We start from the raw sequence: 26,994 nt of genomic DNA, 5'->3' as shown, positions 1-26,994 counted from the left end.
TACACGTTATGTCATTCGCAGATCCCGTCTACACAGCACGCATGGACGACCGTCAGCGCGCCTGGTTCTACGCCGAGTACCAGCACGCCCGCCGCGACGAGGTGATCGGCGTTCTGCTCGCCCTGTTCCTCGGCTGCTTCGGAGTCCACCACTTCTACCTGAGCCGGAACGGCCTCGGAATCCTGTACCTCTGCTTCTTCTGGACCGGTATCCCCACCCTCGCCGGCTTGGTCGAGGCGTTCTTCATGCCTGGCCGCGTCCGCGAGTACAACGCCCAGCAGGCAGACTACATCGCCCGCCATATCCTCGCCAGCGCCTACGCTTACGCGCCGCCGAGCTCCACGCCTACTCCCTGTGCCGCCTGCGGAGGCCCCGTCGAACCGATGGCCGCCTTCTGCCCGCACTGCGGCCACGCGACCAGCAACCCCATCCACGCGGAGCAGGCTGAAGTAGGAACGGTCTGAAATCTGACCCGGCTCTTCACCGGCCTTACTGCCAGGCGACCTCGCTCTTGTCCACGTGGTCGAACTCGACGAACGGCTCGCCACCATCGCCGGTCTGCACCAGGACGGCCGCGCCGTTCACCGTCACGCTCCCCGGCTTGCCGAACCGCCAGCGCACGATCATGTGGGCCACCGAGTCTCCCGCGATGGTCAGCGAGTTGTCGTGGCGCACCACGGTCCTTCCCTCGAAGTCCTTAATCGTTGCGTTGCCGGTTGCGTCGCCGCCGCTGATCAGTTCCCCGCCTATTAGCTCGTAGACGCGGCGGTCGTCCATCGCCTTCACCTGTGTATTCCCGCTCTCGCTCTGCGGGACCAGCGTCATCACGTCCTCGGGAATCTTCGGAATCACTGCTCCAGCGCGGGCGTAGACGGGGATCGCGTCTATCGGAACCTCTGCCACGACCGTCTTTGCGCCGGTGAGATGCGCGCCTGTCCAGTAGTCGACCCACTCGCCTGCAGGGAGATAGACGACTCGCTGCGTGCCCTCGTTCACCACAGGAGCCACCAGCAGATCGGGCCCAAAGAGATACTCGTCCTTCGCCTGCCGTGCGCGCTCGTCGTTCTGGTAGTTCAGCACGAGCGCCCGCATGATCGGCATGCCCGTCTTCGCCGCCTCCTGCGCCGCGGCGTAGCGGTACGGAAAAAGGCTCATGTGCAGGACGGCGAACTTGCGATACGTAGCAAGAGCCTGATCCCCGTAATCCCACGGCCCGAGGTTCGTCTGCGACAACACCTCCATCGCCGGCGAGAAGGCTGCGTACTCCGTCCAGCGCTGAAACAGCGTCGCATCGGGAGCTGAGGAGGTCTTCAGGTAGCCGCCCAGATCGGAGGTCCAGAGCGGCATGCCGCTCAGCCCCGCGCCCAGTCCAGCCGTCACGACGGTGGGCAGACCGTTCTCCGGGCTGAAGCTCGACTCGTTGTCTCCTCCCCAGAGCAGCCCGAGGCCGTTCGCTCCCTGCGTCACGCTGCGAGCGAACAGAACGCCGTTGCCCTTCAGGTCCTTCTGGATCAGCTCCTCCATCGCGTTGTTGTAGAGCACGGCGTAGCGGTTGCGCATCACGCGCGGATCGGTGCCGTCGGCGAACTTCACCGGCGCCGCCACAAAGCTTCCCTCGGCGTCGTCGTCCTTGAAGCCGTCCGCTCCTGCTTTGATCGCCTGGCGAACCTGGTCCTGCCACCACAGCTTCGCCGAAGGGTTCGTGAAGTCGATCAGCGAGCCCAGCCCCTTCCACCAGCGACCAACGTAGGGCGTCCCGTCGGCGGTCTTCACGAAGTAGCCGTTGCCCGCTGCCTCGTCGTAGTTCTCCGATTTTTCGGCCATCTTGCCCGCAAAGCCAGCCTCTCCCGGCGAGTCCGACTTCACATTGATCCACGAGGTATGCCACAGCACTAATTTGTAACCGTTGTCGTGCACATACTTCACCATTGTGGGTGCGTCTGCAAATTGCGCCGGGTTGAATTTGTAACTGTTATAGGCCGTTGTCCACGGTGAATCGATAAGGATGATACTCGCCGGGAGACCCAGCTCGCGGTTTTTGTCGACGTCCTGTTTCACTTGGGCGTCGTTCTGGTGATAGTCGCGGCCGGTCCACGGCGCAAACGCCCAGTACGGCGGCAGGATCGATCGCCCGGCCAACTCGGTGAAATGGTCGAGGATCTTCGGGAACTCAGGCCCGGTGAACAGCACGATGCGCAGCTTGTCGGTCGCGACATCGACTATCACCTCATGCTCGCTCGAGGCGTTCATGTCAAAGGTCGCGTCAGACGTCGTATCGACCCAGAGCCCGTAGCCCGTCGTGCTCATGTAGAACGGCATCGGCTTGTAGGTCGACGAGCCCTTCGCATGCCCGTTGTCGGTTGAGCTGTTCCGCACAATCGTATGGCTGTGGTTGAGCGCGTCGAAGTGCTCGCCCAGGCCGTAGTAGTTCGCCGCATCGCGCACGCGAAACCGCCAGTAGCCCACCGTGTACGCGATGCTCGTAACTTCGACGACGCCAGGCGAGAGCTGCCTGAAGTGAAGCTGGCTCGCCCGCACACGCTCGCCCTCGAACTCAAAGTCGCTCAGCAGGAGCTCTGGGGCAGCGGCTCCCGCGGCCTTCTGACTACCGGGCAGCGTCAGCGCCACCGTGTACATGTCCTTGCGGACCAGCCCCTCTACCGGAGCCTCGGCCGTGCGGCCGGACTGCGCCATCGCCGTCGCAGGCTGCCCTGCCGGTGCTGTTGGCGATACCGGAACATCCTGCGGTTGCTGCGCGCCAGCCGCGCCTGCCGTGAGAGCAATCCCCATCACCACGGCCATCAGGCCCCGCCCCGTCCGTCTCGCCATCACCATCGCCAAGCTCGCCCTCCACAAACCTGCTGCCCATCAGGCGACTCTTCCGGCTCCGGCGTGCTGCCTGTGGCAAAGAAAAAGGCCCCATGGATGGGACCTCTTTCTTCACTTTCAGTTGTATCAGCATCTCCTGATGTTGCTGCAAAGCTCACATGCCAGGGTTATCGCTGTGCTTAACTGCAGCCTCGTATCCGTTCACGAAGCTGTCGCGATAGGCCTCGCGAGCTGCGCCCTTGACGGGAGGATGCAGGTACAGGTGCGACGACTTGGCGTCGATCTTGCGCTTTGCTGCCCGGTCCAGCTTAGCCGCCTCGATACCGTCGCGGTAGCCCTGCTGCGCCTGTTCGGTGCCGGCAGGCGGGGTGTTCCAGTCCTGGACGTTTTGAGCAGCCTGGTTGGTCTGAGCGATTGCCAAAACCGGCGAGCTGCTCACGAGAGCCACGGCAAGCAGCGGCGATGCAATTCGAATGAGCTTCCTCATGTTCTATTTTCCTCTTGCGTGAAGGAAAAACGCCTCCTTCAGGCCGAGAGGAAGCTATCACGGGTCAATTCGCAGCGCAACTCGGCGCACCAGACTGGTTAGTGGGTCAGTTTGCATTCAAGTGTCCGAGAAGCCCGTTACACATCCACTTGGATCACGTTCCTCTGGAGTGCTCACTTCACGCTATGGCCTGCTATCGCCAGTTGACACTCAACGTCCGGTTTGCCGGTTACTCGGGAGTGACCGTAACTTCCCATTAGCCGACATCTCGGTACAAATCCGGTGTCCATGAGTGCCTCGGCGATTTGGCTACAAATGAGAGCCGATTTTTTTCACTCTCGGAACACATCACTCGTAAGAGAAGCGAAGAGCTGCAAACCTAGCCACCTGCAGAACCCCGAAGATCGGTTTCAATACAGCGCAAGGCGATTTCAGCCACACGCCGCAACTCTGCCCTTGTTGCCCCGTTGGCAGCTTGAATGCCAAGGCCCGCCATTACCGATGAGAGGTAGCGGGCAAAGTCTGCGGGCTGGATCTCTCGAGGGAGCTCGCCCTCAGACTGCGCCTGTTGCAGACGCACCTTCAACGCGGCTTCACCGCTTTTTCTCCACTCGATCATCGTCTGCTTTACAGGTTCCGTATCTGTGCTGCATGCCAGTGCCCCCTGGATCATAAGACATCCGCGAGGATTGCCGGGGATCGAGAGGAACTCCGCGGTTCCCAGGATCAGCCCCGCTACGACTTCCCGCAGCGACGGCTGAGCGAGAGCTTGCCTGCGATGAGCCAACCGTCCCTCCCGGTAGCGCTCCATGACCCTGCGAAAGAGTGATTCCTTGTCGCCAAAAGCGGCGTACATGCTGGAACGGTTGATTCCCATGGCTTCGGTCAGGTCGGCCATGGTCGCGCCTTCGTAGCTCTTCTCCCAGAAGACCCGCATCGCAGCTTCAAGGGCGGCGTCTTCATCAAACTCGCGAGGCCGCCCCATCCTTACTTCCACTGCCGTTGAAGTGTTCATACGGGATTGGACGCACTTCTGGAACGAAAGGTTGAAAAATATGAAACCATCTCGCCTCGGGAACATCTGAAACGATGAGTCCAGAAGTTCGGACACTTCGAATCAGAAACAGGAGATCAAGATCATGCCCGCGTTACAAGGAAAAATTGCCGTCATCACCGGGGGCAGCACCGGTATCGGACTTGCTACCGCCAAGCGCTTCGTGAAAGAAGGAGCCTACGTCTTCATTACGGGCCGCCGACAGGCGGAACTGGACAAGGCCGTTGCCGAAATCGGCAGCAATGTGACTGCCGTCCAGGGGGACGTTTCCAATCTCGACGACCTGGACCGGCTGTACGAGGAAGTAGCTACAAAGAAAGGCAAGCTCGATGTGCTGTTTGCGAATGCGGGCATCGCGGAGCCGAAACCGACAGCAGCCGTGAGCCCGGAAGACTACGACAAGACTTTCGACATCAACGCGCGCGGAGTTTTCTTTGCGGTGCAAAAGGCCTTGCCCCTGATGAAAGAGGGCGGATCGATCATTCTGACCGGCTCCGGGCTCTGGCAGAAAGGTGTTCCGATCTATCCGACTTACGCAGCTACGAAGGCGGCTCTGCGGTCGTTTGTGCGCACCTGGACGGCGGACTTGGCAGGCAAAGGAATCCGCGCCAATGTGATCAACCCTGGCCCCGTCGAGACACCTATTCTCAAAGGTCAATTTGGCGAGAACACGGAAGCGATGAAGGAACGGTTCAAGACGATGGTTCCGATGGGGCGCATCGGGAAGCCTGAGGAGATTGCTTCGGCAGCGGTGTTCCTGGCTTCGGACGAGAGCAGCTACATCACTGGAATCGATTTGCCGGTCGATGGCGGCCTAGCGGCCGTGTGAGTAATTCTTCTACCACTGAACCTCGACGCGACTTCCGCGCGGCGCTATTGCGCCGCACGAGTCGGATGTCGAATGATCCAGCACAAGCAACCAAGGAGTTCCTTAACAGGTGATTTTATGAGTACGTCGAACACAACTTCAAAGATCGGTGCAGTTTTCTACATTATCTGGGCCTGCTTGCATCTTCTGGCCGCATATTCGGTATACGTGCTTGCCCGGTCATTGGATTCGTCAATGGTACAAGGCCGAGTATTCCAAGATGCATGGAACCTCCTCTTCTTTTCGATCATCGCCATTTCCGTGGCTGCGACGTTGAACTGGAGGAACAGCGTCTGGGGGTATTGGATCAACATCGCTACTGTCGGCATCGCGGATACCGGCTTTATCTTCTTCGTCCTTGTTCCCGGTTATGCGCCCGTCTGGCCTGGCATTCTGGGCCCGGTATTTTGGGTGCTAGCGACGATTTTCTCGACAATCGCTCTACTGACGCGAACCAAAGGCGCGACACGGAGTTTTATGGGCGACAACACCGAACTTACGCACCCGTGATAGTTGCGGTTCGTTATCGAGTCGCCCCTAAACGACAGGTCGAACGAGTGCTGCAATTACAGCAGGGCCGCAATCACCGGTGGCCAGCCGATCTGGGCCGAGGAGGAGAATGGATGAAGAGCAGCCGCCGCGCTCCGATGATGGCGCGGCGCTCCTGCAGCCCTCTATCAAGGCAGTTCGCAAACGTACTTGTCTTTACTTAACTCCTGGTTTGTCGGCAACTCGGAAGTTGGGTTCCATCGACCAGTCAGTTGTCGGCAAATCGCCTTCTCCAAACTGACCCATTACCCGCCAGACTGGTTAGCCCGCAACACCGCAGTTTTCGAGCAGCAATCGTTACATATTGGTGTGGCCGGCGCGCATCTCTTCGTTGAGGCTCGGCTTGATGAACTGAAGTACGTCGGCCAACTCCTGCTCATATTGGGCTCGGCGGCTTCGCCGAACTCTGACGGTATCGCCCGTGTAGCGCTCGAAAGTCCGAGTCCCCCAATCCCGCCCGGAGGATGGGTCGTAATAGATAACGGACGATCGCTGCGGATCCCCGATGTGGCCAAGACCCTTCGTCCACCTTGGCTTCCCCCCGACTATTTCCGCATCGAGCTTTCGTGGGCAAAGTTCGCGGGCCTGGCCGCACTGCTCGTCCCAATGGTCCCCGCGCGGCTCAAGGAGTGGGCCTACGCGGGCTTCGCCATCAAGCTCGTCTCAGCGCTCATCGCGCCGGCTCCAAACGCGCTTGTCAGAAGCAACGAATTGCTCATGAGAAGTCGGCTTCTCGTTACTAATCGACGAGTCATGAATCTTCCGCACGACCTTTTCGACCGTCCCCTCGCGACTATAGCGGACGGGACTTAGTTGGACCGCACTGGCTTTAGCAATTGTCATTTGCAATCGCGACACCAGCGTGCGGGGGTCACTCCCATGCGTTGTTTGAAGGCACGCTGGAATGCGGCGTCGGACTGATAGCCTGCTGCCTCTGCTACAACACTGACCGAGGCAGACGATCTTCGTAGCTCATCAGCAGCCAGAGTCATGCGGATATCCATAGGCTTTGCGCTGCATCCAGAGGCCGGCTTCAGGGCCGTCGAGTAACAGCCAAGGGTCGCGACACCAGGTAGCAGGAGACGATCCATCATTGCGCTTAAGCAACGATCTAGCGCGGGAATTTCCTTATTATCGCGTGACCTCCCCTAATCCGTTAGGCCGTTAGAGGAGTTGCGATGAAGAAACCGCGTACGTTGTTGGTTCTCTCAGTGCTCGCACTAGTTAGCGCGTCAGTTGGTATTTCGCCAGTCACCGGACGACGTCAGACACAAGGCGAAACTATTGAGCTTCAGGCGACTGCCAATTCCAGTTCGCTTGATCAGCAGATTGCTCAGGAACTCGCCTTGATTCACGACAGTGAGCATCAAGGGCTCGAGCCGCTGATGATGGGAAGGTTATGGGCGAAGCTTGCGTCGGACTACCAAGATGAGTCCGCACTCGGGCGGGCCGAGGATGCTTACAACCATGCCCTTCCACTGCTTGAGCCTTCATCGTCAGAGAGAGTGGATTACGCAGTTGTGCTCGACAACCTGGGATCGCTGTACGGCATGATGGGCAATTATGACGCCTCTGAACGGTGCTGCAAGCGCGCGCTTGCGATTCGCGAGAAGCTCGGCGACCCACTTGAGATTGCGCGCGGTAAGGTACATCTGGCCGGACTGCATGTTGCGATGCATAAGTACAAAGGCGCACGGCGGGAGGCGCTGGAGGCTTACAACGAGATGGTGGCACTGAAGAATCCCGACACCGACGACATCGTTGCGACGCTATTTACACTGACCTATGCGACGTGCACGCGAGGCGGCTGCAGTGATTCGCTTGAGTACGCGCGAAAGGCGTGGTCGCTCGCCAGGGGCGCGTTCCCGGCCGACTCGTTGCAGGTAGGATTGGCGCACATGGCGCTTGGGTACGCGGAGTGGAAGGCGGAGATCAAGGATGGTCCGGATGAGGAAATGCGGAAGGGCATCGAGATCGTGAAGGCACGGGCACCGCAGAATAACGCCTATCTTCTCAACGTGCTGGAACAGTACAGGGTGTATCTGGAGGCGGTGCATCGTGAGCCCGAGGCGAAGCAAGTGGCTGTGGAAGAGGCTCAGTTGAAGAAACAGAGTGGTAAATGCGCTAATTGCACGGTAAGCGTGTATGGCCTCGATCACGGGCCCTGATTCGGTTGTGTGAGAGCTGCCTGGCAGCCTCTTTCAAGGGCTGAAGAAACTCCCCCTTTACTCCTGCCAATTCGGATTATTGACGAGAAGCCAACATGTCGGTACCAATCGGCTCGCCAATATGTCGCATTTCTTTCCAAACCTTGAAGGGGTGAATTCGGGACGCGGTTAGGCTTTGCGCTGCATCCAGAGGCCGAAGTATTGCTTGCGTTGCAATCAATTGCATCAGAGCCTCGCCCCGCGCGCGGCAGGAGCCCCAGTCAAACGTCGTCCGGTTGACGTCGGCGGGGATGGTCTTTGACTTCATTTCATCACGATCCTTCCTCGGCCCTTCACCAGCAACCCCTTGCGTTGCCACTCGCTCAACAGCCGACTGACGGTAAAGACCGTGACATTCGCCTGGTTGGCCAGTTCCTCATTGCGGATCATGAGTTCAATCCCTCCGGGGACCTTCTGCCCGATCTCTCGCGTCGCCTTTTCCAGCACCCGCTCGACTCGCTCGCTGGCGGTCTCGTGGCTCACGGCAACGTGGAGGTCGCGGTAGTGCGCCAGATAATCGGAAGCGATCAACAGCGCGTTTTCCAGCAGCCTCGGGTAGCGTCGCGCCAGCAGAAGGATCGCACTGCGCTCCCACACCAAGGCTAAGCTATTCGCCACCGCCTCCGTGCTCACCAGATAGCCCATCGGCTTCTGCACCAAGGCTCTACCCCCGGAGATCTCACCCGGCAGAACCGAGTCCACCACGATCTTGTCTCCCTCCCGGGTCGTAGTGAAATGCTGCGCGCGGCCTCCGAGCAGCAGGAACACCTCGTCCGCGCTTTCCCCCTCTTGTGCAATGACCGCGCCTGCCCACAGCCGTCGCAGCCTGGCTGCCTCCAGAACAGCCGCCACCTCGCGTGGGGCTAACCCTTCCAGAAAGGTCGGGGCGAGTTCGCTCACACGGGCCGCAGCCTCAGCGGCGGTCATGACGCTTGCGCCTAGCTTCGCCGTCATCGCACGGCTCCCTTCCGCTGGGCCAGCTTCTCCAGGGTCAGGTCAGGTACAGGTAGCCGCAGGTGCCGCACTGGCCCGCGTGGTTGTAGCCATGGAACCGCTGGTGTTTGGTCTCGGTCGTCATGGCTCATTCCTTTGAGCGGCAAAGTCGATGGTACTCCTCCTCCGACACCTTCCGAAGCTGCCGCCGGCCACGCCTACGACAAGGCCGCGCTGCTCTACACGGGCTACACGCCCCGCTGAACTTCCCGTCGAGGAAGGCTCACGGGTGAGGTATTCCTTGCTTAAGCGCAACGACGGCATCCAGTAAGTGCGAGAGGATCTTGGTAGCCCCCCCCAATTAGATGGGCCACCTTTCGGGAGGGTGGCCGCTTTTTTTTAGTACGCCGCGTGCAACCTGCCGACCGGCGCCTTGTTCCGATAGGTTCCTATAAACGCGCTTATATTCCACTATTCGCAGAAGGTGCTGAGCTGGGAGTGATCACTGAGTGTCCGACCGAGACCGTCGCAGTTTGGATCTTATCGCTATTCAGCGGTAAGTCCCTCGCGACGCCAGCGTGCAGGGGTCACTCCCATGCGTTGTTTGAAGGCACGCTGGAAGGCGGCATCGGACTGATAGCCCGCTGCCTCTGCTACAACACTGACCGAGGCAGACGATCTTCGCAGCTCATCAGCAGCCAGGGTCAAGCGGATATCCATCAGCAGATCTGTGGCCGAGCGTCCCATGCTTTGCTGGAAGTGACGCACGAAGGTTGCCCTCGACATATGGCAGAGCCGGGCCAGTTCGGGCAGGGTCCAGGCGTGCCCCGGCTCCTGCAGCATCGCCGTGAGAGCGGGCGCGAGCCGTGGCTGACTGACCACGGACAGCAATCCGGTGGGCACGGTCTTTGATTCGCTGGCAACGCGCAGGGCCAGAGCAAACATGGCTGCGGATAGCGCATTCAGCATGGCGTGTCCGCCTAGGCTTTCGTGAGTTGCCTCTGTCCTCATCAACGCGATCAGAGCTGCCAACTGCCCTCCGGCCTCGGTGCTGTGACCGCCTGAACGAACCACGAGATCATCCGGCAGGTAGTCGCTCAATAAGCGATCGTGAGGCGGAGTAAGGATGAAGCGCCCGCACAGCATGTCGAGCGAATCTCCCGTTCCTTTGTTCTGATCGATGATCAGGTTCATGATTACGTGCGGGTGCGCCGGAACAGGCGGCGCACCGCTGCCGTCGTGCAGCGTATGGGCGCGGCCGTGGGGGAGCAACAACATATCGCCTGTACGGAGCCGTTTCGGTGGGCCCCCGGCGGGATCTTCCAGCATGGCCGACCCTTCGACCACGAGGTGATAGGGGATCTCGCCCGGGCTGGATTGCGCCATAACCAGCCGCCATGGAGCGGCATAAAGGCAGCGGACCTCGAGGCGGCCGCTGACAGGGACGATGTCCAGAAGTCGACTAAGCCAATCCATCTGTGAGGTTATCCTCGGTCAATCCTGCATGAGACGAAAAAGCATATTTATGAGCTTCTACGATCTTGTTCATCTCATTAGATCGTCCTAGAGTGGGGTTCATAGAAACGAACTCGAGGGGTTCGAAAGGATCGGCAAAAATGAACTTCCTTATTAAGACCCTTAGGCAAGTCCGGGCCCCTCAGAAAGGATCTAGCTTACAAGTTGGTTCGCACATCGATGGTGATCAAACCACTTCTTCTTCGGGTATCAGAAGTGGTTTGATACGAAGCACAGGGTCTGATCCCATTCTTTACCCATGGACCTCTGATCTTCTGGATGTACTCGGTCTTCGGAAACGTTGCCTTCCTGATGAAAGACGTAGTTCTGCTCGCAGTATCGATCTACCTGCTGCAGGAGGATGTTTCGAGGGTGGTTGCCGAGGAACCGACTCTCGTTGAGGGCAAGGCCGCGAGCTGAAGTTGATGGAAACACATGAAGCCGCGGCCTTTGCGTCAGGGCGGTCCTTCCGGGGCCGCCCTTCTTTTCTGCCGGGTGCCCATTCATGCCGAAGGCATGAGTGGGACATTCGCACGACGCGCGAACCGCCTCGCTTATGGCCGACGCGTCGGAGTAGCGTTCATCCTGTCGCTAACGCTTCTCAACGAGAGATAAATCGCCAAGTCACTCAATGAGAAACGGAGCCACATTGCCGTATAGAGGCGGCACCTCGGACAAATTGCGCCGACGCTGTGGCACAAGTGCACGCCAATCCAAACTGGCCCACTACCCGCCAGACTGGTTAGCCCGCGAACACCGGAGTTTTCGCGCAGCAATCGTTACATATTGGTGTGGCCGGCGCGCATCTCTTCATTGAAGCTCGGCTTGATGAACTGCAGGGCCTCGGCCAACTCCTGCTCATACTGGGCCTTATGCCCCATCAGCGCCTCGGTCGGCGTGGCGAACTCCGTGTCGGCTGCGAGACGGATCAGGCCTTCTCCCGCAAGCGCCTGGACGGTCTTCTTCAACTCATCGACCGTCGAGTCCAGATACTGCGCGTCGCGGGGATCGAGCAGCCACACCGGCTCGCCTCCACCCAGAACTCCCGAGAGCCAGAAGGCCTTCGCCGCCAGGAACAACTGGCGCTGCGCCTCGTTGGTGTCGTTGAAGATGAACTTCTTCCGCTTCTGGCTGTAATAGCGCGTCGTCACCGGGACCGGCTGGCGGTTGCCGCTCTTCACCAGCTCGAGTTGGCCCTGATCCATCGTCTTGCGGACCGCGTTATAGATGAAGCTTTCGGCGAAGGGCTGCTCGAGCGCCGGAACAACCTCAGCGAAGGTGCGGGTCATCGAGGCGGCGATCTTGGCGTGCAGTGCGCTCTCGTTGCCGTCCTCCAGCCGCGCCTCGCCGTGCACGATGTATGTGTCGGCTCCCGAGGTCGAGGCGTGGAACGGCCACTCAAATTTGCCGAAGCTCAGCGGAAGGCCATGGAGGGTCAGATAACAGTCCGGCCGCGGGTTCTTCAGCCGCTTGGCGGTCTCTGCGAGGTAGCTCTCGACGACGCTCTTCAGGCCGGCTCCGTTGAAGTCGAAGGCCGCGCTCAGCTCGAGAACCTGCGTCTTCGCCGTGTTCGCAGCCAGTGCCAGCGTGAATCGCGTTGTTGGTCCGCCCGAAAAGTCCTTGCCTTCGCCGGTCGCAACCACGACCAGCCCTGCTGCCTTCGCCGCCGCCTCTACCTGTGCTGCCAACACCGTCTGCGTTCCTGTGCTCATATGCCTGTTCCTTTTGCGTTTTCCGTAACCTTTCTATTTTACCGCCATGGATCAGCTTTTCTTGGGCGAAACGCTGTAAGGTCAGTAGCAGCGTCAGCGATTTTCATTGCAGAGAAGAGATTCGGATGGGAAGCTTAATCCGGACGAAAGGCATCTCGAAAATCATGATCAAGCGTTTGATGTTCCTGTCTCTATCTACTCTTCTCCTTGTCGGCTCCTCTTCATCCCAGACGACGGACGCAAATCCGCATAAGAAAAGCGGCAACGAGACCCTGCCATCGATCGTCATCGCGGGCCTTGACGCGTATAAGGCGAAAGGCCCAGAGGAGGCCGTCCGGACTTGGATCAAGGACAGTCCCATCGACGGTAGCAGGGAGGCTTTAAGCCAGTCGAATAGCTTGAGGCAGATTCAGGATTTCTACGGAAATTTCCAGTCTTATGAGGTCATCTCGATTCGAGATTTGTCGCCACGTACGCAGGTAATCTGCCTCGTTCTCGACTATGAAAAGGGACCTCTCTTTGCAAAGTTCACTGTCTACAAGGCAAGCCAAGCGTGGATTCTGACGAATTTCAACTTCAACACGAAAGAAGAGGCCATCCTTCCGCCACAGCGATAAAGGGCGGAACACTTGGTCGCTCGCGTAAGCTCGCCCCACTGGAGGACTCCGCATTGCGTGCTCGTTCGTTTGCAGCACTGACTTTTGTTCTCGCCACCGCGCTCCACGGACAGGCTCCCGCTGTCGCGAAGTACATCAAAACAAACGCCTCACACATCCGCCTCACTCACGTCCGCGTGATCGACGGCACAGGAGCCGCACCCCTTGAGGACCGCGACGTGATCCTCGAAGACGGCAAGATCGCAGCCATCACCGCCAGCGGCACGACCGCTGCCGCTGCAGGCGAGACTGTCCTCGACCTCCACGGCGACACCGTCCTCCCCGGCCTCGTCGGCATGCACGATCACCTTTACAACATCGCCCGGCCCAACCTCACACCCACCTCCTTTGACCCTCCCGTAATCGTTCCGCAGATGTCCTTCTCTGCACCGCGCATGTATCTCGCTGCCGGAGTCACCACCATCCGCACCACCGGCTCCGTCGAGCCCTACACCGACCTCAACCTCAAGCGCGAGATCGACGCCGGCCACCTCATCGGCCCGCACATGGACGTAACCGGCCCATACCTCGAAGGCTCGCCCAGCCCGTTCATCCAGATGCACAACCTCACCGGCCCTGACGATGCTCGCGCGACCGTCGATTACTGGATCGCCGAAGGAGTCACCTCCTTTAAGGCGTACATGAACATCACCCGCGCCGAGCTCAAAGCCGCCATCGACGAGGCGCACAAGCACGGCATCAAGGTCACCGGACACCTCTGTTCCGTCACCTACCCCGAAGCTGCTGAGCTGGGCATCGACAACCTCGAGCATGGCTTCTTCGTCAACACACAGCTCGACCCCGGCAAGCAGCCCGATAAGTGCCCCGACACAGACGGCACGCCCACGCTCGTCCACATGGACCCCGACGGCCCCGAGGCTGCAGCTCTCATCCACACACTCGTCGAGCACCACGTCGCCGTCACCTCCACCCTTCCCGTATTCGAGCCCGACGTCGCCGGACGCCCGCCGCTGCGTCCCGCCGTCCTCGCCGCCATGTCTCCCGAGGCACGCGAGGACTATCTCCTGATCCGCTCTCGCCGCCTCGAACATCCGCTCCCCGACGGAGCAACGCTGCTCGCTCACGGCATGGCGCTCGAACGCCGCTTCGTCGCAGCTGGAGGCCTCCTCATCGCCGGCCCCGACCCCACCGGCAACGGCATCATCCTCCCCGGCTTCGGCGACCAGCGCGAGCTTGAGCTACTGGTCGAGGCAGGCTTCACACCCCTCGAAGCCATCCGCATCGGCACGCTCAACGGAGCCATCTATCTCAATCGTCAGGACCACATCGGCTCCATCGCCACGGGCAAGAACGCCGACCTCCTCGTCGTCAAAGGCAACCCCGCCGCCAACATCGCCGACATCGAAAACGTCGAGATCGTCTTCAAGGACGGCATCGGCTACGACTCCGCCAGGCTCTTCGACTCTGTCCGCGGCGACTACGGCCGATACTGACCGCGCAAGCGAAGGTCGTAAGCAACTTAGGTGAGGACAAAATGATCGCCAAAGTTGTAAGGATCGTCGAACGTTGCACAACACCCATAAAGTGGAGTACATCGCGGCCTTAGAACGTCAATCTGGAGCGATCGGCGGAGAGGCTTGCATCAAGGCCAGAAAGCGAGGATGTTCGCGCACAAAGGAAAGGCCTGGGTCCCTGTGGATCCATTCTCTGTGGCCGAAACCATGACGAAAGGCCTTCTCCAGGCAGTCGAGAGCTTTATCTGCCTGCTTGAGGCACGCATAGCTGCAAGCGACGGTGTAGAGGATCAACGGTTCCTCGGGAGCCATAGACAAGGCGCGCTCGGCCCACTCGAGAGAGCGGGCGTGGTCGCCGATCCCGTAAAAACACCTGGCTCCCATGGAGACGGCACGCGCATCATCGGGGTGGAGTTCGACGTAACGTTCGAGAACCTGCAAGCAATCCCGACAAGCCTCGGCCGCTTCTTCCATGCGGCCCAACGCGGTATAACAGAGGCCGCGCAGTGAGCGGGTCGCGTAGTCCTCCGGGTTGATCAAGCCGGCCCTTGCGAATAACGCCGCGGCTTTTTCATATTGCCCCTGGGCAAAACACGATCGGCCATAAAAGTAATACGCTTCGAACAGGTGAGAATTTAGCTCGATGGCCGTCTCAAATTCCTTGTCGGCGATCTCGTAGTTACCGGACAACGACTCTGCGAAGCCGTGCGAGGCCCGGGCTTCAGCAGACTGTGGGTCCAGTTCAACAGCGCGGCGACTGGCTGAAACTGCTTCTCGCAAATTGTCTTCACTGGCTTCACACCACATGTACAGGAACGAGCAGCAATCCCCCACTCCGGCGTATGCGCGTGCGTAACCCGGATCAATGACGATGGCGCGGGCGAACATCTGCCGGGCAAATTCCAGGCCTTTCCGAAGCATTTGACAGTAGAACTGGCGGCCACGGAGGTAGTAGTCGTAGGCTTGTATGCTGCTGGTTGGGATCTTCTCGATCTCGTGCCTTTCTCTTTCGGTAAGCGTCACGCGCAGAGCACGCGCGATGTTTTGGGCGATTTCATCCTGAATGGCAAAGACATCTTCAAGCTGACGGTCGTAGCGCTCGGCCCACACAGAGTGGCCGGTGCGGGTCTCGGCGAGTTGGGCAGTGATACGAAGCCGGCTGCCAGATCGGCGGATGCTGCCTTCGAGGACATAGGCCGCGCCCAGGTGCTGGCCAACCTGCGTCACTGGCAGCGGTTTGTCACGAAAAGCAAACACTGCCGAGCGGGGGAAAAGGCGGAAATCCTTGATCTTCGCCAGCTCTGTGATGACATCTTCGGTCATACCGTCGCGAAAGTACTCATCCTCTTGGGTGCCGTTGAGGTTTTCGAAATAGAGCACGGCTAGACATTTTCTCGGCTGGAGCGCCGGATCGGCAAAGCGACGAAGTGCGTCGAGGACTTCTTCCATCGAGGCGCAACGCTGTTCGACTGGTTTTGCCAGGCAGCGGTCGATGAGTCTCTCCAACTCCGGAGAGATCTCCGGGAGCAGGCTGCGCAGGGACGTGGGAGGTGTTCGCAGGATCGCGTGTCGAACGTCGATGGGCGTTTCACCGTTAAAGGGAAGGCGGCCCGTCAGGCATTCGTAGAGAAGAACACCGTAGGAAAAGATGTCGCCTTGTGCACCTGCTGGCGCTCCGCAAAGTTGCTCAGGGGACATATAGGGAATTGTGCCGCCGACAATATCTTGCGTTGAACTTGTGGTGGAACGTGTCTCCTCGGTTTCATCTGCCGTGTGGATCCGCTGGGCGAGCGTGGCCAGTCCGAAATCGAGAATTTTTACGTGCGACCTTGCGTCGAGCATGATGTTGGCGGGCTTGATATCGCCATGAAAAACGCCGGCGCGATGAGCCTCTCCCAGGCCTTCAGCGATTTGCCGGGCGACGTCCGGAAACTGTCGAGCCTCCAGCGCACCATAACGGAGGATTTGTTTCAGCGTCGCCCCGGTCACCAACTCCATCGCAATGAACGGGGAGCCTTCTGACTTGTCCATCTCGTAAATAGTCGCGATGTTGGGATGGTTCAGGTGCGAGGCGGCCTGAGCTTCTTTGAGAAGGCGTCTGCGGGCCCGGGGGGTGGCCGCTGCGTCTGCGGGAAGAAACTTCAGCGCGATCTCACGGCCGAGCGTCAGGTCCCGGGCGCGATACACAACGCCCATTCCACCCTCACCGAGTTTGGCGAGGATGCGATAGTGCGAGATGGTCTGGCCGATCACATCAGCAGGCTTCCCACCCTTGAGTGCACAATGTTAGGGAAGCTCAGAATCGAAAGTCAAAGCGGACAACTTCCTGTTCAAACCTCGCACGTTTCGCGCCGGCGTAGAATCACTCGAAAGCAATGGTCACCCGTCGTAGCGCCCTGGTCTCCCTTCTCATCGGCTCCCTCTCGCCCCGCCTTCTTATCGCGGGACCGGGATCCGCTCTCCCCGACCCATTCCTTGCCATCGAGCAGAAGAGCAGAGGCCGTCTCGGCTGCGCCGTTCTCGATACCGGCTCGGGCAAACGGATCGGCTATCACGCCGACGAGCGCTTTCCCATGTGCAGCACGTTTAAGTTCCTCGCCGCCGCGCTCATTCTCAAACGTGCCGAGCAGGGCCACGAACATCTCGACCGCCTCATCACCTTCACCAAGGCCGATCTCCTCGCGTACGCGCCCGTGACGCAACAGCACCTCGCCGACGGCATGACGATTGCGCAGCTCTGCGAGGCTGCCATCACGCTCAGCGACAACACGGCCGCCAACCTGTTGCTCGCAAGCTTCGGCGGCCCGCCGGCGTTCAACGCCTTCCTCCGCTCCATCGGAGACTCCGTCACTCGCCTCGACCGCATCGAGCCGTCGCTCAACGAGGCCGTTCCCGGCGACCCGCGCGACACGACGACTCCCTCGGCGATGCTCGACAACATGCATCGCGTCCTCTTCGGCGACGTCCTCTCCTTCGACTCGCGCACCCTGCTCACCAACTGGCTCCTCGCCAACAAGACCGGCGACGCGCGCCTGCGCGCAGGCCTGCCGCACGACTGGCGGGCCGGCGACAAGACCGGCTCCGGAGAACGCGGGACGACAAATGACATTGCCGTCCTCTGGCCGCCACACCGCGCGCCCGTTCTAGTGACGGCTTATCTCACGGGGTCCAAGCTCGACAGCGACGGCCGCAATGCCATCCTCGCCGACGCAGGCCGCGCCGTCGTCAACACCATCCAGCCCGCCTAGCTCTCACGTAAGGCGAGTTGTCCATTGCAGGTTGCTAGTTGCCTGTTCTCAGCATCCAAGTGCTCGATTCTGGACAACCTGCAACTAGCAACCTGCAACTAACAACTGCCCATGAAAGCCGCCATCTTCAACCGCACCGCCACCGGGCCGTCTCTCATCATCGAAGACGTCCCGCGCCCGCAGCTTACTCCCGGCCACGTCATCCTCCGAGTCCTCGCCTGCGGAGTCTGCCGCACCGACCTGCACATCTTCGAAGGCGACCTGCCTCCGCTGCGCAACGACCATATCCTTGGCCACCAGGTTGTTGGCGAGATCGTCGAAGGCGCCCCGCCTGAACTCCTCGGCACGCGCGTCGGAGTCTCCTGGGTGGGAGGCACCGATGGCTCCTGCCCCTTTTGCAAGCGCGGCGAAGAGAACCTCTGCGACAACATCACCTTCACGGGCTACACGGTCAACGGAGGCTACGCCGAGTACGTCTCCGCCCGCGCGGACTTCGTTCACCCGCTGCCCTCCATACTCGACAACGCCCAAGTCGCAGACGCCGCCCACGTCGCCCCTCTGCTCTGCGCCGGCATGATCGGCTTCCGCAGCCTTCGCGTCGCCGGCACGCAGCCCGGCGAGCGCGTCGGGCTGTTCGGTTTTGGTGCCTCGGCTTCTCTTGTGATCGCAGTTCTCCGCCACTGGAACTGCGAGGTCTACGTCTCGACGCGCGGCCAGTCGCACCGCGAGCAGGCCGCTCAGATGGGAGCGGCATGGGTCGGCACCGAGAATGACCGCCCTCCCGTCGCGCTCGACCGCGCCGTCACCTTCGCGCCCTCAGGCGACGTAGTCGTCAGCGCGCTCGCGAGCCTCCGTAAGGGCGGCATCGTCGCCATCAACGCCATCCATCTCGACCGCATCCCGCAGTTCGACTACGACAAGCTCCTCTGGGGCGAGCGCCAGATCCGCTCGGTAGCCAACATGACCCGCGCCGACGCCCGCGACTTCCTCGCCATCGCCGCCGAGATCGGCATCCGCCCCCGCGTCCGCACCTTCCCGCTCGACCGCGCCGCCGACGCCCTCCAGGCCGTCAAACACGAAACCGCCGAAGGCCCGGTCGTCATCCTCCCCTGACCGGCAAATGCACGACCACGGATTCACACGGAAAAACGCGGATAAAAACAAGCAAGAGTTTTTTTGATCCGCGCTCCTCCGTGCCGATCCGCGGTCGGTCTTTATGATGGAAGCAGCATGAATCTCGCCGCACTCACCACGGAAGCCCGCAATCCCCGCACCGAGCACATCGACCAGCTCCCCACCCTCGAGATGCTCACCGTCATCAATCAGGAAGACCAGAGCGTTCCTCTCGCGGTCGCCATAGAGCTGCCTCACATCGCCAAGGCCGTCGACGCCATCGCCGAGCGCTTCGAGCGCGGCGGACGCCTCTTCTATATCGGCGCCGGAACCAGCGGCCGCCTCGGCGTGCTCGACGCCAGCGAGTGCCCACCCACCTTCTCCGTCCCGCCGACGCTCGTGCAGGGACTCATCGCCGGCGGAGACTCCGCGCTGCGCAAATCCAGCGAAAAGTCCGAGGACTCCCGAGAGCAGGGCGCAGCCGACCTCGCCTCCGCAGGCTTCTGCGCCAATGGAGCCCCGGACACGCTCGTAGGCATCGCCGCCAGCGGCCGCACTCCCTACGTCCTCGGCGCGATGGAGCACTCGCGCAAACTCGGCGCCCTCACCATCTCGCTCACCTGTGTCGCAGACTCCCAGATGGCGGCGCTCGCCGACATCGCCATCGCCCCGGTCACCGGCCCGGAAGTCGTCACCGGCTCCACGCGCCTCAAGGCCGGAACCGCCACCAAGCTCGTCCTCAACATGCTCTCGACCGGCGTGATGATTCGCACCGGAGCCGTCTACGGCAACCTGATGGTCAACGTGCAGCCAACGAATGAGAAGTTAGTGGACCGAGCCCATCGCATCATCACCGACGCTACGGGAATCGACCGCGCAGCCGCTGCAAAACTGCTCGAAGAGGCAGGCAACGTAAAGGTCGCCATCGCCATGCAGAAACTCGGGCTGGACCGCTCCGCTGCGGAAGCTGCCCTTAGGAATTCTAATGACCGTCTAGGATTGCTGCTGCGAAATCTCCCCAGCTAAATTCGCGGATAATTATAGACGGTTTCGGAACAATCTCTATTGCTATGGACATGTCGGAAAGGAGGTGTCGGAGACAAACCTCGGCACCCCATAATCCTTGATGTGCTTCGCGTCAAGCGGCTTTGTGCTTTTGTTCTCTTGCTGCGCTTCGTCGCAAGTCCGTTCCTCCAACCGAAATCTCGATAGGTACAGGTACGTTTGCAAATACACTCCGATGTAATAGTGCTTACCCGCTACGAGATCAACCTTCAGGTGCCCCCCAGTTTCTGGTCTCGGTATCATCCACGAATTTGCAGAAAAGGTGTGTGGGCCGGGGTCAAGATTAAACGTAACAAAGCGATCGAATGTAAGCATTGCGAGTTGATTGTATTCGTCCATAATCCTGCCTGAAAATTTCCCGTATTTGTAACCAGGCATTGCGGATTTCAGAAAATTTCCGCTGGCGTAGAACGTAACTTTTACTTGCGGGGGAAGGGTGGGAGTGCTCTGCGCAGACGAGGATATAACGGCCGACACAATGCACATTGCAAGGCTTGAAAATCGAAGCAAAGGGTTTTGTCGCACTCAGAGTCCTAGCTGCCAGTTGTAAGGTCGATTATTTCCGAATTCTAATTCTGTTAAGGACAAAAGAGCCAAATATATCAAAACAGACTTAGTTTTCTCGGCATCTCAATCCCCAGATGCTCATACGCCAGCCGCGTAGCCACCCTTCCACGCGGCGTGCGATCCAGAAACCCAATCTGGATCAGGAACGGCTCATACACCTCCTCCAGCGCGTCCTGCTCCTCGGCAAGCGCCGCAGCCAGCGTATTCAGCCCCACCGGCCCGCCGTCGTACTTCTCGATGATCGTCCTGAGCAGCCGCCGGTCAAGCTCATCGAAGCCATGCGCGTCCACTTCGAGCAGCGTCAGCGCCGCCTGCGCGGTGGCTCGGTCGATCTTCCCCGCGGCCCGCACCTGCGCGTAGTCCCGCACGCGCCGCAACAGCCGGTTGGCGATTCGCGGCGTTCCCCGCGAGCGCATCGCGATCTCCGCCGCGCCGTCCTGATCGATCGGAACCCCCAACACCTCGGCAGAACGCTCCACCACAAACCGCAGCTCGTCGTCGGTGTAGAACTCGAGCCGCAGCAGAATCCCGAACCGCGACCGCAGCGGCGACGAGAGCAGCCCCGGCCGCGTCGTCGCCGCCACAAACGTGAACGGCTTGATCTCCATCACGTGCGTGCGCGCCGCCGGGCCCTGCCCGATCATGATGTCCAGCTTGTAGTCCTCGAGCGCCGTGTACAGCTTTTCCTCAAGCACCGGCTGCAGCCTGTGAATTTCGTCGAGAAACAGCACCTGCCGGTCGCGGATGTTCGTCAGGATCGCCGTCAGGTCGCCCTGGATCTGCAGCGCCGGGCCGCTCGTCTGCTGATACCCAACTCCCAGCTCATTCGCAATGATCGTCGCGAGCGTCGTCTTGCCCAGTCCCGGAGGCCCGAAGAGCAGCACGTGGTCCAGAGCCTCGCCGCGCGACTTCGCCGCCTCCAGCGCAATCGCCAGTTGCTCCTTCGCCTTCTCCTGCCCGATGAACTCCGCCAGCCGCGTCGGCCTCAGCTTCAGCTCAAACGCCGCATCCTCATCCACACGCCCGGCGGAGACCAACCGTTCCGCCTCCTCCGACCGCGCACCCCGGTTCAGTTCAATCTTCGTCTTGTTCTTCGCAAAATCCACTCAAGGCGATGGTAAGGCGAACATCCCCGCGAAGCAAACTCCAATCCCGCGACCGCCTCAGTTCCAGCAACAGAGCGGTGTGGGGTGCACTCCGAAGCAGCGCGAGGGACCTTACAACCGCGAAACCACAAACAGTCCGCCCGAGATCGTAAGCAGGTCCTCGATCACTGCCACGACAAAGTCCGGCAGATTCATCTGCCGCACCAGCCCGCGCCGCATGTAGTATCCCGCATAGGCTCCCACGATTCCGCCGGCCGCTCCCAGCGCGGCTCCGGCCACCAGCCCCGCGCCCGCTCCGACCGCCACCGCCGCGCCCGACAGTCCTCCGGTCACGATGCGCGCGACCAGCCCCACCGGGCCTGTTCGCGGCGGGGTGCTGGGCAGCTTGTCCATAATCAGCTCGACGATCGCCAGGATCAGAAAGAGAATCATTGTCAGCCGCGAGCCGAAGAACCGCATCGGCGTTTCGGCCACATGCAACCAGCCCATGTAGGCGCCAGCGCACACAATCGCCGGGGCCATAAACGAGCGCAGACCGGCAACACATCCGATCAGAAAACACAGAAACAAGACAGGAAAATTCATGGGCCACACCACCTTCTTTTCAGCGAGCATGGAGCCGCACTCTTTGAAACACAGCAAGGGGATTGCCGGGGCCCAAGCGTGGCGACGAGCTTCCACGCCAACCTCAAGTGTCTGGCATTGTCTTCCAAATCAACAGAAAGCGCAAAAGGTTTTCCTTTTTTGCATTCTCAAAAACAAAACGAGCCCCTCCTCGCGGCAGGTGAGAAGCCCGTTCGTTTACTGCAACAGGTCGGCGGCACTGGCGATGAAGAACGTCACCGCGTCGTAGACCCGACGTAACCAGCGAAGTAACCCATCATGGATCCAGACGGTGGCGTCACCGACTTCGGTGGAAGACGCTTAGAGCCCCAGGTCGCTCAGCTCTGGATGGTCGTCCGGCCTGCGCCCGATCGGCCAGTGAAACAGCCGCTCCGCCTCCGTGATCGCAAGGTCGTTGATGCACGCGTACCGAGCCTTCATCAACCCCTGCTCGTCGAACTCCCAGTTCTCATTGCCGTAGCTGCGCCACCACTGTCCCTGCGCATCGTGGCACTCGTAGGCAAAGCGCACCGCGATGCGCGCGCCATCGAACGCCCACAGCTCCTTGATAAGCCTGTACTCGAGCTCGCGCGACCACTTCCGCGTCAGAAAAGCGACGATCGCCTCGCGCCCGTTCACAAACTCCGAGCGGTTTCTCCACCGGCTGTCTACCGTATAAGCCAGCGAAACCGTCTCGGGATCGCGCGTATTCCACCCATCCTCCGCACGCCTCACCTTCGCCGTCGCGCTCTCCCGCGTAAACGGAGGCACCAGACTCACCTGCGTACTCACAGCCATACACTCCTCCTGTTGCGAACTACAACGTTCTACTCTACGCCGGAATTTCGCATCGGGTACGAAGCTGTAAGCAACCACCAGTAAGTCATTTCCGGATTGCCGACGACTCGATGCCTTCTCCACGCATACTCTTTACCGATAGCGCCAGATTTCCCTGACGTACACGACCAGCCTCATGGCAGCCCGCAGAACCGCTTAGGCGCTGCAGGCTGCTGTTGCATTCCACAAAATTGTTAAGCGACTTCAGCAAAGGAAACCCTGGGGAAGTCGATGTCAACGCCGGTCGCGATGTTGAAGTAGTTCGTCAGCACGTTCAGGGCGACGTGCGCGATAATCTCCGCCACTTCGCCATCTGAATAGCCGGCAGCTCGAACGGCGGCCAGGTCTGCGTCTGTAATCTGGCCTTTGGACTCAAGCACCCGCTTGGCAAAGGTGAGGGCTGCGGTGGTGCGCTCGCTCCCGCCGCGGCCTTCGCGGCTCTCGATGAGCTCTTCCGGCTTCAGTCCCACCATCTTACCGATGGCCGAATGAGCCGACAGGCAGTAATCGCATTGATTCTGCTGGGCCGTCACCAGCGCGAGCCGCTCGCGAGTCTGCGCGTCCAGAAGACCGTGTCCCAGGGCTCCACTGAAGGCCAGATAGCCTTCGAGCACGGCGGGTGCATTGGCCATCACCTTCGTCATGTTGGGGACAAGGCCGAGCTTTCCCTTGACAGCGTCAAGCAGTTCCTTGGACTTCCCGGTTGCGGTGGATGGGTTGATTGCGGTGAGACGTGACATAGTTGCTTCTCCTTAGCCCGGCTGGGCAGTTTCGGTGTTACACTCTCTTAGATACCGACCGTTCGGTAAAGATTCAGAAAAATCTCCCCCTGTAGAATGTTTGTGAATCCCTACCGAATGGACGGTATCTATTGATACAGAGGTAATCAGATGGCGCACCGGACGATCAGCGATGACGAGTTTTTAGATAAAGCCCTCGACCTGTTTCGAACGTATGGTTTCCACGGCGTCAGTCTGAGTATGCTCGCGGAGGCAACCGGCCTTGAGAAGGCAAGCCTCTATTACCGTTTCCCCGGCGGGAAAGATGAAATCGCCATGGCCGTCGTTTCGGGGGTCACCGCGGGCCTTCAGGAAAAGGTTTTTGAACCGTTGAAGGGCGAAGGGTCGCCCCGAAAGCGTATCAGCATCATTACGGAAAATTTGCGCGGATTCTACTCGGACGGGACAAAAGCCTGCGTCATCGAAGTTCTCTCCATTCCTGGCGGTAGCGAACAGATGATCGCAACCGTCAAAGCAGCTATGCAGGCATGGATCAAGTCGTTCACAGAGATTGCTCGGGAAAGCGGCCTTGCCCCTGCATTGGCCCGCAGCCGAGCAGAAGAAGCAGTCCTCAGGATCGAAGGCTCCTTAGTGTTATCGCGCGTTCTCGGAGACAACGGCCACTTTCAACGAAGTCTAAAGCTGCTGCCGGAGCTTCTGACTGTAAGTTAGGCCAGCTCAACGAAGCATTCTCGCTCATCATTCCTCCTGAAGCTTGTTTTCCCATAGCGTCAAATGCGCTATCCGGCGGCGGAGTCTCATCACTCCTTCTGCCCAGCAGCTAACATATCGCTGATGAGCTCCTGCCAGGAATTCGTTGACACGCCTCCCGACGCAATCCCCGTTCGAGGCTTTCTCCACCGGCCCGCCAAACCCCTCGGCGACGCTCTCATCCTCACCCACGGGGCCGGAGCAAACTGCAACGCTCCCCTGCTCCTCGCACTGGCCGAAGCCTTCTGCGACGCAGGCGTCACCGTCCTGCGCTGCAATCTCCCCTTTCGCCAGCAACGTCCGTACGGCCCGCCTCCACGCGGCAGCGCGGAGCGCGACCAACAGGGACTCCGGGCGGCGATCGCCTCCATCCGCCGCCAGACCTCAGGCCGCATCTTCCTCGGCGGCCACTCCTATGGCGGCAGGATGGCCTCCATGCTCGCCGCCGCCGAACCCTCGCTCGTCGACTCCCTGTTGCTCCTCTCCTACCCGCTGCATCCGCCGCAAAAACCCGCCGACCTGCGGACAGCGCACTTCCCCAGCCTGCGAACCCCAGCGCTCTTCGTCAGCGGCACCTGCGACGGATTCGGCTCCATCGACGAGATCACTTCCGCGCTCAAGCTCATCGAAGCGAAGACAGAGCTGCTCCCCATCAACGACGCGGGCCACGAACTGATGACAAAACGCAACCGCGATGACCTGCCGAAAATCGTGGTGGAGGCATTTCGGCTATTCGCACGCACAAGAACTCATTCTTGACGCTCCGTAGCACTTGTACTATTGTTCTGGCTCAAGTCTCTGGGTCTCGCAAAATTCTCTTTAGCAAAATGCACTATCGGCAAGGAGAGGAGAGCAATTATGCCCGAAACTCCGGCGGAAGTCCTGCAACTCGCCAAAGAGGCAGTCGTCAAAATTGTGGATTTGAGGTTCGTCGACCTGCCGGGAGTCTGGCAGCATTTCTCAATTCCTGTCGAGGACCTGGATGGCGATCTTTTTGAGGAAGGGATTGGCTTCGACGGATCGAGCATACGTGGATTTCAGGTCATCCACGAAAGTGACATGTTGCTCGTTGCAGACCCCAGGACCGCTCGCGTGGATCCGACGCTCGAGATCCCGACCCTGAGTTTGATCTGCAATGTCCTGGACCCTGTTACGCGTCAACGATACAGCCGCGACCCGCGATACATCGCCCAGAAAGCCGAGAATTATCTCAAGAGCGCCGGACTCGCAGACCTGAGCTATTGGGGTCCGGAGTTAGAGTTCTATATCTTCGACGACGTCCGCTACGACCAAAATGCCCATTGCGGCTACTACTACATCGATTCGGATGAAGGCATCTGGAACGCGGGCCGCGAGGAGAATCCGAATCTCGGATACAAACTGCGGCACAAGGAAGGCTACTTTCCGGTTCCTCCGGCCGACACCCTGCAGGACGTTCGCTCCGAGATCATGCTGAAGCTGAAGGCGGTAGGTGTACACGCCGAAGTTCATCATCATGAGGTTGGCACTGCAGGGCAGGGCGAGATCGACATGCGGTATACGACCCTCACTCAGATGGCGGACAACGTGATGTTTTACAAGTACGTCATCCGCAACGTCGCGAAGAAGCATGGCAAGGTTGCCACGTTCATGCCCAAGCCGCTCTTCGGCGACAACGGCTCAGGCATGCATGTCCACCAGAGCCTGTGGAAGGACAAGACAAATCTGTTCTTTGACGAGAAGGGCTACGCCCAGATCAGCCAGACGGCGAAATACTACATCGGCGGTCTGCTGCGGCACGCATCCGCGCTGCTCGGCCTGTGTGCGCCGACCACCAATTCATACCGGCGGCTGGTCCCTGGATTTGAGGCTCCTGTGAACCTGGTCTATTCCCAACGCAACCGGTCTGCAGCCGTGCGCATTCCTGTCTACTCCAGGAGCCCGAAGTCCAAGCGTGTCGAGTTCCGCTGTCCGGATCCGGCGGCCAACCCCTACTTGTGTTTCGCGGCCCAGCTGATGGCCGGTCTCGATGGAATCCGCAATAAGATCGATCCGGGCCAGCCCATTGACAAGGATCTCTACGAGCTTGAGCCCGAGGAAGCAGCGAAAATCACCAGCACCCCAGGTTCGCTCGGCGAGGTACTAGACGCGCTGGAAAAGGACCACGACTGGCTGCTGGAGGGCGACGTGTTCACGCCAGACGTGATTGAAACGTGGCTGAGCTACAAGCGGGAACGGGAATTAGCCCCAGTAAACCTACGTCCGGTTCCGTACGAATTCTTCCTCTACTTCGATCTCTGAGCCAGGTCTCGTTCCGGGTTCGAGACTACAACCCATCTCATAAATGCCCCTGGTCGGCGAAGCTTGGCAGAATTACTTCCGGGTTGCCGACCATACTTCCATTACGCATGCGCGCTGGCTGAACTAGAACGCTTTGCTCTCGCGCCAGAATGCCCAGAGAGCGTTGGAGAATCACTCTCTGGTGTACGCGTTTGCTCTCCAGGAATTCCTGCGCACTCGAACAGCCCAACTCACAACGCCAATGGCAAGTGCGAATAACCCACAGTTGATCAACAAAGTTACTATCGCAACCAGAACATCATCAGATAGGGTCAGTCTTGTCCGACGAAGCACATAGGAATCGAGCCACATGGCAAGTGGTCCGCCGGGCAGTAAAGGTTGTATAAAGAGCCGACCCAAA

At 59.9% G+C, this 26,994-nt stretch carries 27 protein-coding genes; 14 read left to right on the top strand and 13 right to left on the bottom strand.

Translation table 11 applies throughout. From position 1 onward, the window contains the following. Window positions 1-8: 8 nt before the first annotated feature. Window positions 9-464: a TM2 domain-containing protein gene (locus OHL16_RS10530; protein WP_263367081.1), complete on the top strand. Its 456-nt coding sequence runs from the start codon at window positions 9-11 to the stop codon at window positions 462-464. A gap of 25 nt (window positions 465-489) precedes the next feature. On the opposite strand, the gene OHL16_RS10525 is transcribed toward OHL16_RS10530, so the two are convergent. The 3 genes from OHL16_RS10525 to OHL16_RS10515 form a co-directional block, all read right to left on the bottom strand. Continuing rightward, window positions 490-2,835 carry a TIM-barrel domain-containing protein gene (locus tag OHL16_RS10525; RefSeq protein WP_263367446.1) on the bottom strand — a complete coding sequence of 782 codons (2,346 nt, stop codon included), beginning with the start codon at window positions 2,833-2,835 and terminating at the stop codon, window positions 490-492. Window positions 2,836-2,983: 148 nt separating this feature from the next. Beyond that, entirely contained in the window at window positions 2,984-3,316 is a 333-nt protein-coding gene (locus OHL16_RS10520) for a hypothetical protein (RefSeq protein ID WP_263367080.1), read from the bottom strand. Between the two features lie 379 nt (window positions 3,317-3,695). After that, window positions 3,696-4,331, bottom strand: a complete 636-nt coding sequence (locus OHL16_RS10515; protein WP_263367079.1) for a TetR/AcrR family transcriptional regulator — start codon at window positions 4,329-4,331, stop codon at window positions 3,696-3,698. A 124-nt stretch (window positions 4,332-4,455) separates the two neighbouring features. On the opposite strand from OHL16_RS10515, the gene OHL16_RS10510 reads away from it, so the two are divergent. The 3 genes from OHL16_RS10510 (at window position 4,456) to OHL16_RS10500 (ending at window position 6,600) form a co-directional block, all read left to right on the top strand. Then, on the top strand, window positions 4,456-5,199 hold the full coding sequence (locus OHL16_RS10510) for an SDR family NAD(P)-dependent oxidoreductase (RefSeq protein WP_263367078.1): 744 nt from the start codon (window positions 4,456-4,458) through the stop codon (window positions 5,197-5,199). Window positions 5,200-5,271: 72 nt separating this feature from the next. Then, window positions 5,272-5,748, top strand: coding sequence for a hypothetical protein (locus OHL16_RS10505; protein WP_263367077.1), 477 nt, complete (start codon window positions 5,272-5,274; stop codon window positions 5,746-5,748). 189 nt (window positions 5,749-5,937) lie between these two features. Next, window positions 5,938-6,600 (top strand): DoxX family protein, encoded by a 663-nt coding sequence (locus tag OHL16_RS10500; protein WP_263367076.1) that lies wholly within the window; start codon window positions 5,938-5,940, stop codon window positions 6,598-6,600. Window positions 6,601-6,626: 26 nt separating this feature from the next. Here the strand turns inward: OHL16_RS10500 and OHL16_RS20295 are convergent, their stop codons facing one another. After that, a complete protein-coding gene (locus OHL16_RS20295; RefSeq protein ID WP_396127170.1) occupies window positions 6,627-6,779 on the bottom strand; it encodes a helix-turn-helix domain-containing protein in 153 nt (50 codons plus the stop codon). Between the two features lie 186 nt (window positions 6,780-6,965). On the opposite strand from OHL16_RS20295, the gene OHL16_RS10495 reads away from it, so the two are divergent. Next, window positions 6,966-7,955, top strand: a complete 990-nt coding sequence (locus OHL16_RS10495) for a tetratricopeptide repeat protein (protein ID WP_263367075.1) — start codon at window positions 6,966-6,968, stop codon at window positions 7,953-7,955. Between the two features lie 76 nt (window positions 7,956-8,031). Here OHL16_RS10495 and OHL16_RS10490 read toward each other — a convergent pair whose 3' ends face one another. The 4 genes from OHL16_RS10490 to OHL16_RS10475 all read right to left on the bottom strand — a co-directional run bounded on the left by OHL16_RS10490 (window position 8,032) and on the right by OHL16_RS10475 (window position 12,154). Next, window positions 8,032-8,262: a hypothetical protein gene (locus OHL16_RS10490; RefSeq protein WP_263367074.1), complete on the bottom strand. Its 231-nt coding sequence runs from the start codon at window positions 8,260-8,262 to the stop codon at window positions 8,032-8,034. Further along, window positions 8,259-8,948 (bottom strand): Crp/Fnr family transcriptional regulator, encoded by a 690-nt coding sequence (locus OHL16_RS10485; protein ID WP_263367073.1) that lies wholly within the window; start codon window positions 8,946-8,948, stop codon window positions 8,259-8,261. Before OHL16_RS10485 ends, OHL16_RS10490 begins: the two co-directional genes overlap by 4 nt. Before the next feature lie 525 nt (window positions 8,949-9,473). After that, on the bottom strand, window positions 9,474-10,403 hold the full coding sequence (locus tag OHL16_RS10480) for an AraC family transcriptional regulator (RefSeq protein WP_263367072.1): 930 nt from the start codon (window positions 10,401-10,403) through the stop codon (window positions 9,474-9,476). Between the two features lie 818 nt (window positions 10,404-11,221). Further along, entirely contained in the window at window positions 11,222-12,154 is a 933-nt protein-coding gene (locus OHL16_RS10475) for a hypothetical protein (RefSeq protein ID WP_263367071.1), read from the bottom strand. Between the two features lie 125 nt (window positions 12,155-12,279). Here OHL16_RS10475 and OHL16_RS10470 point away from each other — a divergent pair, with 125 nt between their 5' ends. Both OHL16_RS10470 and OHL16_RS10465 read left to right on the top strand, forming a co-directional pair. Continuing rightward, the gene (locus OHL16_RS10470; protein WP_263367070.1) at window positions 12,280-12,771 is read left to right on the top strand and encodes a hypothetical protein; all 492 of its coding nucleotides are present in this window, start codon (window positions 12,280-12,282) and stop codon (window positions 12,769-12,771) included. A 53-nt stretch (window positions 12,772-12,824) separates the two neighbouring features. Beyond that, the gene (locus tag OHL16_RS10465) at window positions 12,825-14,264 is read left to right on the top strand and encodes an amidohydrolase family protein (protein ID WP_263367069.1); all 1,440 of its coding nucleotides are present in this window, start codon (window positions 12,825-12,827) and stop codon (window positions 14,262-14,264) included. 117 nt (window positions 14,265-14,381) lie between these two features. On the opposite strand, the gene OHL16_RS10460 is transcribed toward OHL16_RS10465, so the two are convergent. Then, a complete protein-coding gene (locus OHL16_RS10460) occupies window positions 14,382-16,538 on the bottom strand; it encodes a protein kinase domain-containing protein (RefSeq protein ID WP_263367068.1) in 2,157 nt (718 codons plus the stop codon). 122 nt (window positions 16,539-16,660) lie between these two features. Here OHL16_RS10460 and bla point away from each other — a divergent pair, with 122 nt between their 5' ends. The 3 genes from bla to murQ all read left to right on the top strand — a co-directional run bounded on the left by bla (window position 16,661) and on the right by murQ (window position 19,672). Next, window positions 16,661-17,533 carry a class A beta-lactamase gene (gene bla, locus OHL16_RS10455; RefSeq protein WP_263367067.1) on the top strand — a complete coding sequence of 291 codons (873 nt, stop codon included), beginning with the start codon at window positions 16,661-16,663 and terminating at the stop codon, window positions 17,531-17,533. Between the two features lie 111 nt (window positions 17,534-17,644). Further along, window positions 17,645-18,646, top strand: coding sequence for a zinc-binding alcohol dehydrogenase family protein (locus OHL16_RS10450; protein ID WP_263367066.1), 1,002 nt, complete (start codon window positions 17,645-17,647; stop codon window positions 18,644-18,646). A 117-nt stretch (window positions 18,647-18,763) separates the two neighbouring features. Next, window positions 18,764-19,672 (top strand): N-acetylmuramic acid 6-phosphate etherase, encoded by a 909-nt coding sequence (murQ, locus tag OHL16_RS10445; RefSeq protein WP_263367065.1) that lies wholly within the window; start codon window positions 18,764-18,766, stop codon window positions 19,670-19,672. A 641-nt stretch (window positions 19,673-20,313) separates the two neighbouring features. On the opposite strand, the gene ruvB is transcribed toward murQ, so the two are convergent. Next, complete coding sequence (gene ruvB / locus OHL16_RS10440) at window positions 20,314-21,384, bottom strand: Holliday junction branch migration DNA helicase RuvB (protein ID WP_263367064.1); 1,071 nt, start codon at window positions 21,382-21,384, stop codon at window positions 20,314-20,316. Window positions 21,385-21,495: 111 nt separating this feature from the next. Beyond that, window positions 21,496-21,969: a DUF4126 family protein gene (locus OHL16_RS10435; RefSeq protein WP_263367063.1), complete on the bottom strand. Its 474-nt coding sequence runs from the start codon at window positions 21,967-21,969 to the stop codon at window positions 21,496-21,498. Between the two features lie 78 nt (window positions 21,970-22,047). Between OHL16_RS10435 and OHL16_RS10430 the strand changes: the two genes are divergently transcribed. Next, complete coding sequence (locus OHL16_RS10430; protein WP_263367062.1) at window positions 22,048-22,248, top strand: hypothetical protein; 201 nt, start codon at window positions 22,048-22,050, stop codon at window positions 22,246-22,248. Between the two features lie 60 nt (window positions 22,249-22,308). Here the strand turns inward: OHL16_RS10430 and OHL16_RS10425 are convergent, their stop codons facing one another. Together OHL16_RS10425 and OHL16_RS10420 are read right to left on the bottom strand one after the other, a co-directional pair. After that, entirely contained in the window at window positions 22,309-22,785 is a 477-nt protein-coding gene (locus OHL16_RS10425; RefSeq protein ID WP_263367061.1) for a nuclear transport factor 2 family protein, read from the bottom strand. Window positions 22,786-23,018: 233 nt separating this feature from the next. Beyond that, the gene (locus OHL16_RS10420; RefSeq protein ID WP_263367060.1) at window positions 23,019-23,564 is read right to left on the bottom strand and encodes a carboxymuconolactone decarboxylase family protein; all 546 of its coding nucleotides are present in this window, start codon (window positions 23,562-23,564) and stop codon (window positions 23,019-23,021) included. Between the two features lie 150 nt (window positions 23,565-23,714). Here OHL16_RS10420 and OHL16_RS10415 point away from each other — a divergent pair, with 150 nt between their 5' ends. The 3 genes from OHL16_RS10415 to glnA all read left to right on the top strand — a co-directional run bounded on the left by OHL16_RS10415 (window position 23,715) and on the right by glnA (window position 26,594). Next, window positions 23,715-24,275 (top strand): TetR/AcrR family transcriptional regulator, encoded by a 561-nt coding sequence (locus tag OHL16_RS10415; protein ID WP_263367059.1) that lies wholly within the window; start codon window positions 23,715-23,717, stop codon window positions 24,273-24,275. Between the two features lie 123 nt (window positions 24,276-24,398). Continuing rightward, window positions 24,399-25,073 (top strand): alpha/beta hydrolase family protein, encoded by a 675-nt coding sequence (locus OHL16_RS10410; protein ID WP_263367058.1) that lies wholly within the window; start codon window positions 24,399-24,401, stop codon window positions 25,071-25,073. Between the two features lie 99 nt (window positions 25,074-25,172). Then, window positions 25,173-26,594 carry a type I glutamate--ammonia ligase gene (glnA, locus tag OHL16_RS10405; RefSeq protein WP_263367057.1) on the top strand — a complete coding sequence of 474 codons (1,422 nt, stop codon included), beginning with the start codon at window positions 25,173-25,175 and terminating at the stop codon, window positions 26,592-26,594. Window positions 26,595-26,994: the final 400 nt, after the last annotated feature.

Source organism: Edaphobacter bradus, from assembly GCF_025685645.1.
GTDB classification, from domain to species: domain Bacteria; phylum Acidobacteriota; class Terriglobia; order Terriglobales; family Acidobacteriaceae; genus Edaphobacter; species Edaphobacter bradus.
Note: the sequence above shows the minus strand (reverse complement) of the source record. Positions and strands in the feature narration are given on the sequence as shown.

Excerpts from the sequence above, each read along its gene's own strand:
- OHL16_RS10530 (WP_263367081.1), top strand. The coding sequence starts at position 9 with ATGTCATTCGCAGATCCCGTCTACACAGCACGCATGGACGACCGTCAG.
- OHL16_RS10525 (WP_263367446.1), bottom strand. The coding sequence starts at position 2,835 with ATGGTGATGGCGAGACGGACGGGGCGGGGCCTGATGGCCGTGGTGATG.
- OHL16_RS10520 (WP_263367080.1), bottom strand. The coding sequence starts at position 3,316 with ATGAGGAAGCTCATTCGAATTGCATCGCCGCTGCTTGCCGTGGCTCTC.
- OHL16_RS10515 (WP_263367079.1), bottom strand. The coding sequence starts at position 4,331 with ATGAACACTTCAACGGCAGTGGAAGTAAGGATGGGGCGGCCTCGCGAG.
- OHL16_RS10510 (WP_263367078.1), top strand. The coding sequence starts at position 4,456 with ATGCCCGCGTTACAAGGAAAAATTGCCGTCATCACCGGGGGCAGCACC.
- OHL16_RS10505 (WP_263367077.1), top strand. The coding sequence starts at position 5,272 with ATGATCCAGCACAAGCAACCAAGGAGTTCCTTAACAGGTGATTTTATG.
- OHL16_RS20295 (WP_396127170.1), bottom strand. The coding sequence starts at position 6,779 with ATGACTCTGGCTGCTGATGAGCTACGAAGATCGTCTGCCTCGGTCAGT.
- OHL16_RS10495 (WP_263367075.1), top strand. The coding sequence starts at position 6,966 with ATGAAGAAACCGCGTACGTTGTTGGTTCTCTCAGTGCTCGCACTAGTT.
- OHL16_RS10490 (WP_263367074.1), bottom strand. The coding sequence starts at position 8,262 with ATGAAGTCAAAGACCATCCCCGCCGACGTCAACCGGACGACGTTTGAC.
- OHL16_RS10485 (WP_263367073.1), bottom strand. The coding sequence starts at position 8,948 with ATGACGGCGAAGCTAGGCGCAAGCGTCATGACCGCCGCTGAGGCTGCG.
- OHL16_RS10480 (WP_263367072.1), bottom strand. The coding sequence starts at position 10,403 with ATGGATTGGCTTAGTCGACTTCTGGACATCGTCCCTGTCAGCGGCCGC.
- OHL16_RS10475 (WP_263367071.1), bottom strand. The coding sequence starts at position 12,154 with ATGAGCACAGGAACGCAGACGGTGTTGGCAGCACAGGTAGAGGCGGCG.
- OHL16_RS10470 (WP_263367070.1), top strand. The coding sequence starts at position 12,280 with ATGGGAAGCTTAATCCGGACGAAAGGCATCTCGAAAATCATGATCAAG.
- bla (WP_263367067.1), top strand. The coding sequence starts at position 16,661 with ATGGTCACCCGTCGTAGCGCCCTGGTCTCCCTTCTCATCGGCTCCCTC.
- OHL16_RS10450 (WP_263367066.1), top strand. The coding sequence starts at position 17,645 with ATGAAAGCCGCCATCTTCAACCGCACCGCCACCGGGCCGTCTCTCATC.
- murQ (WP_263367065.1), top strand. The coding sequence starts at position 18,764 with ATGAATCTCGCCGCACTCACCACGGAAGCCCGCAATCCCCGCACCGAG.
- OHL16_RS10435 (WP_263367063.1), bottom strand. The coding sequence starts at position 21,969 with ATGAATTTTCCTGTCTTGTTTCTGTGTTTTCTGATCGGATGTGTTGCC.
- OHL16_RS10425 (WP_263367061.1), bottom strand. The coding sequence starts at position 22,785 with ATGGCTGTGAGTACGCAGGTGAGTCTGGTGCCTCCGTTTACGCGGGAG.
- OHL16_RS10420 (WP_263367060.1), bottom strand. The coding sequence starts at position 23,564 with ATGTCACGTCTCACCGCAATCAACCCATCCACCGCAACCGGGAAGTCC.
- OHL16_RS10415 (WP_263367059.1), top strand. The coding sequence starts at position 23,715 with ATGGCGCACCGGACGATCAGCGATGACGAGTTTTTAGATAAAGCCCTC.
- OHL16_RS10410 (WP_263367058.1), top strand. The coding sequence starts at position 24,399 with ATGAGCTCCTGCCAGGAATTCGTTGACACGCCTCCCGACGCAATCCCC.
- glnA (WP_263367057.1), top strand. The coding sequence starts at position 25,173 with ATGCCCGAAACTCCGGCGGAAGTCCTGCAACTCGCCAAAGAGGCAGTC.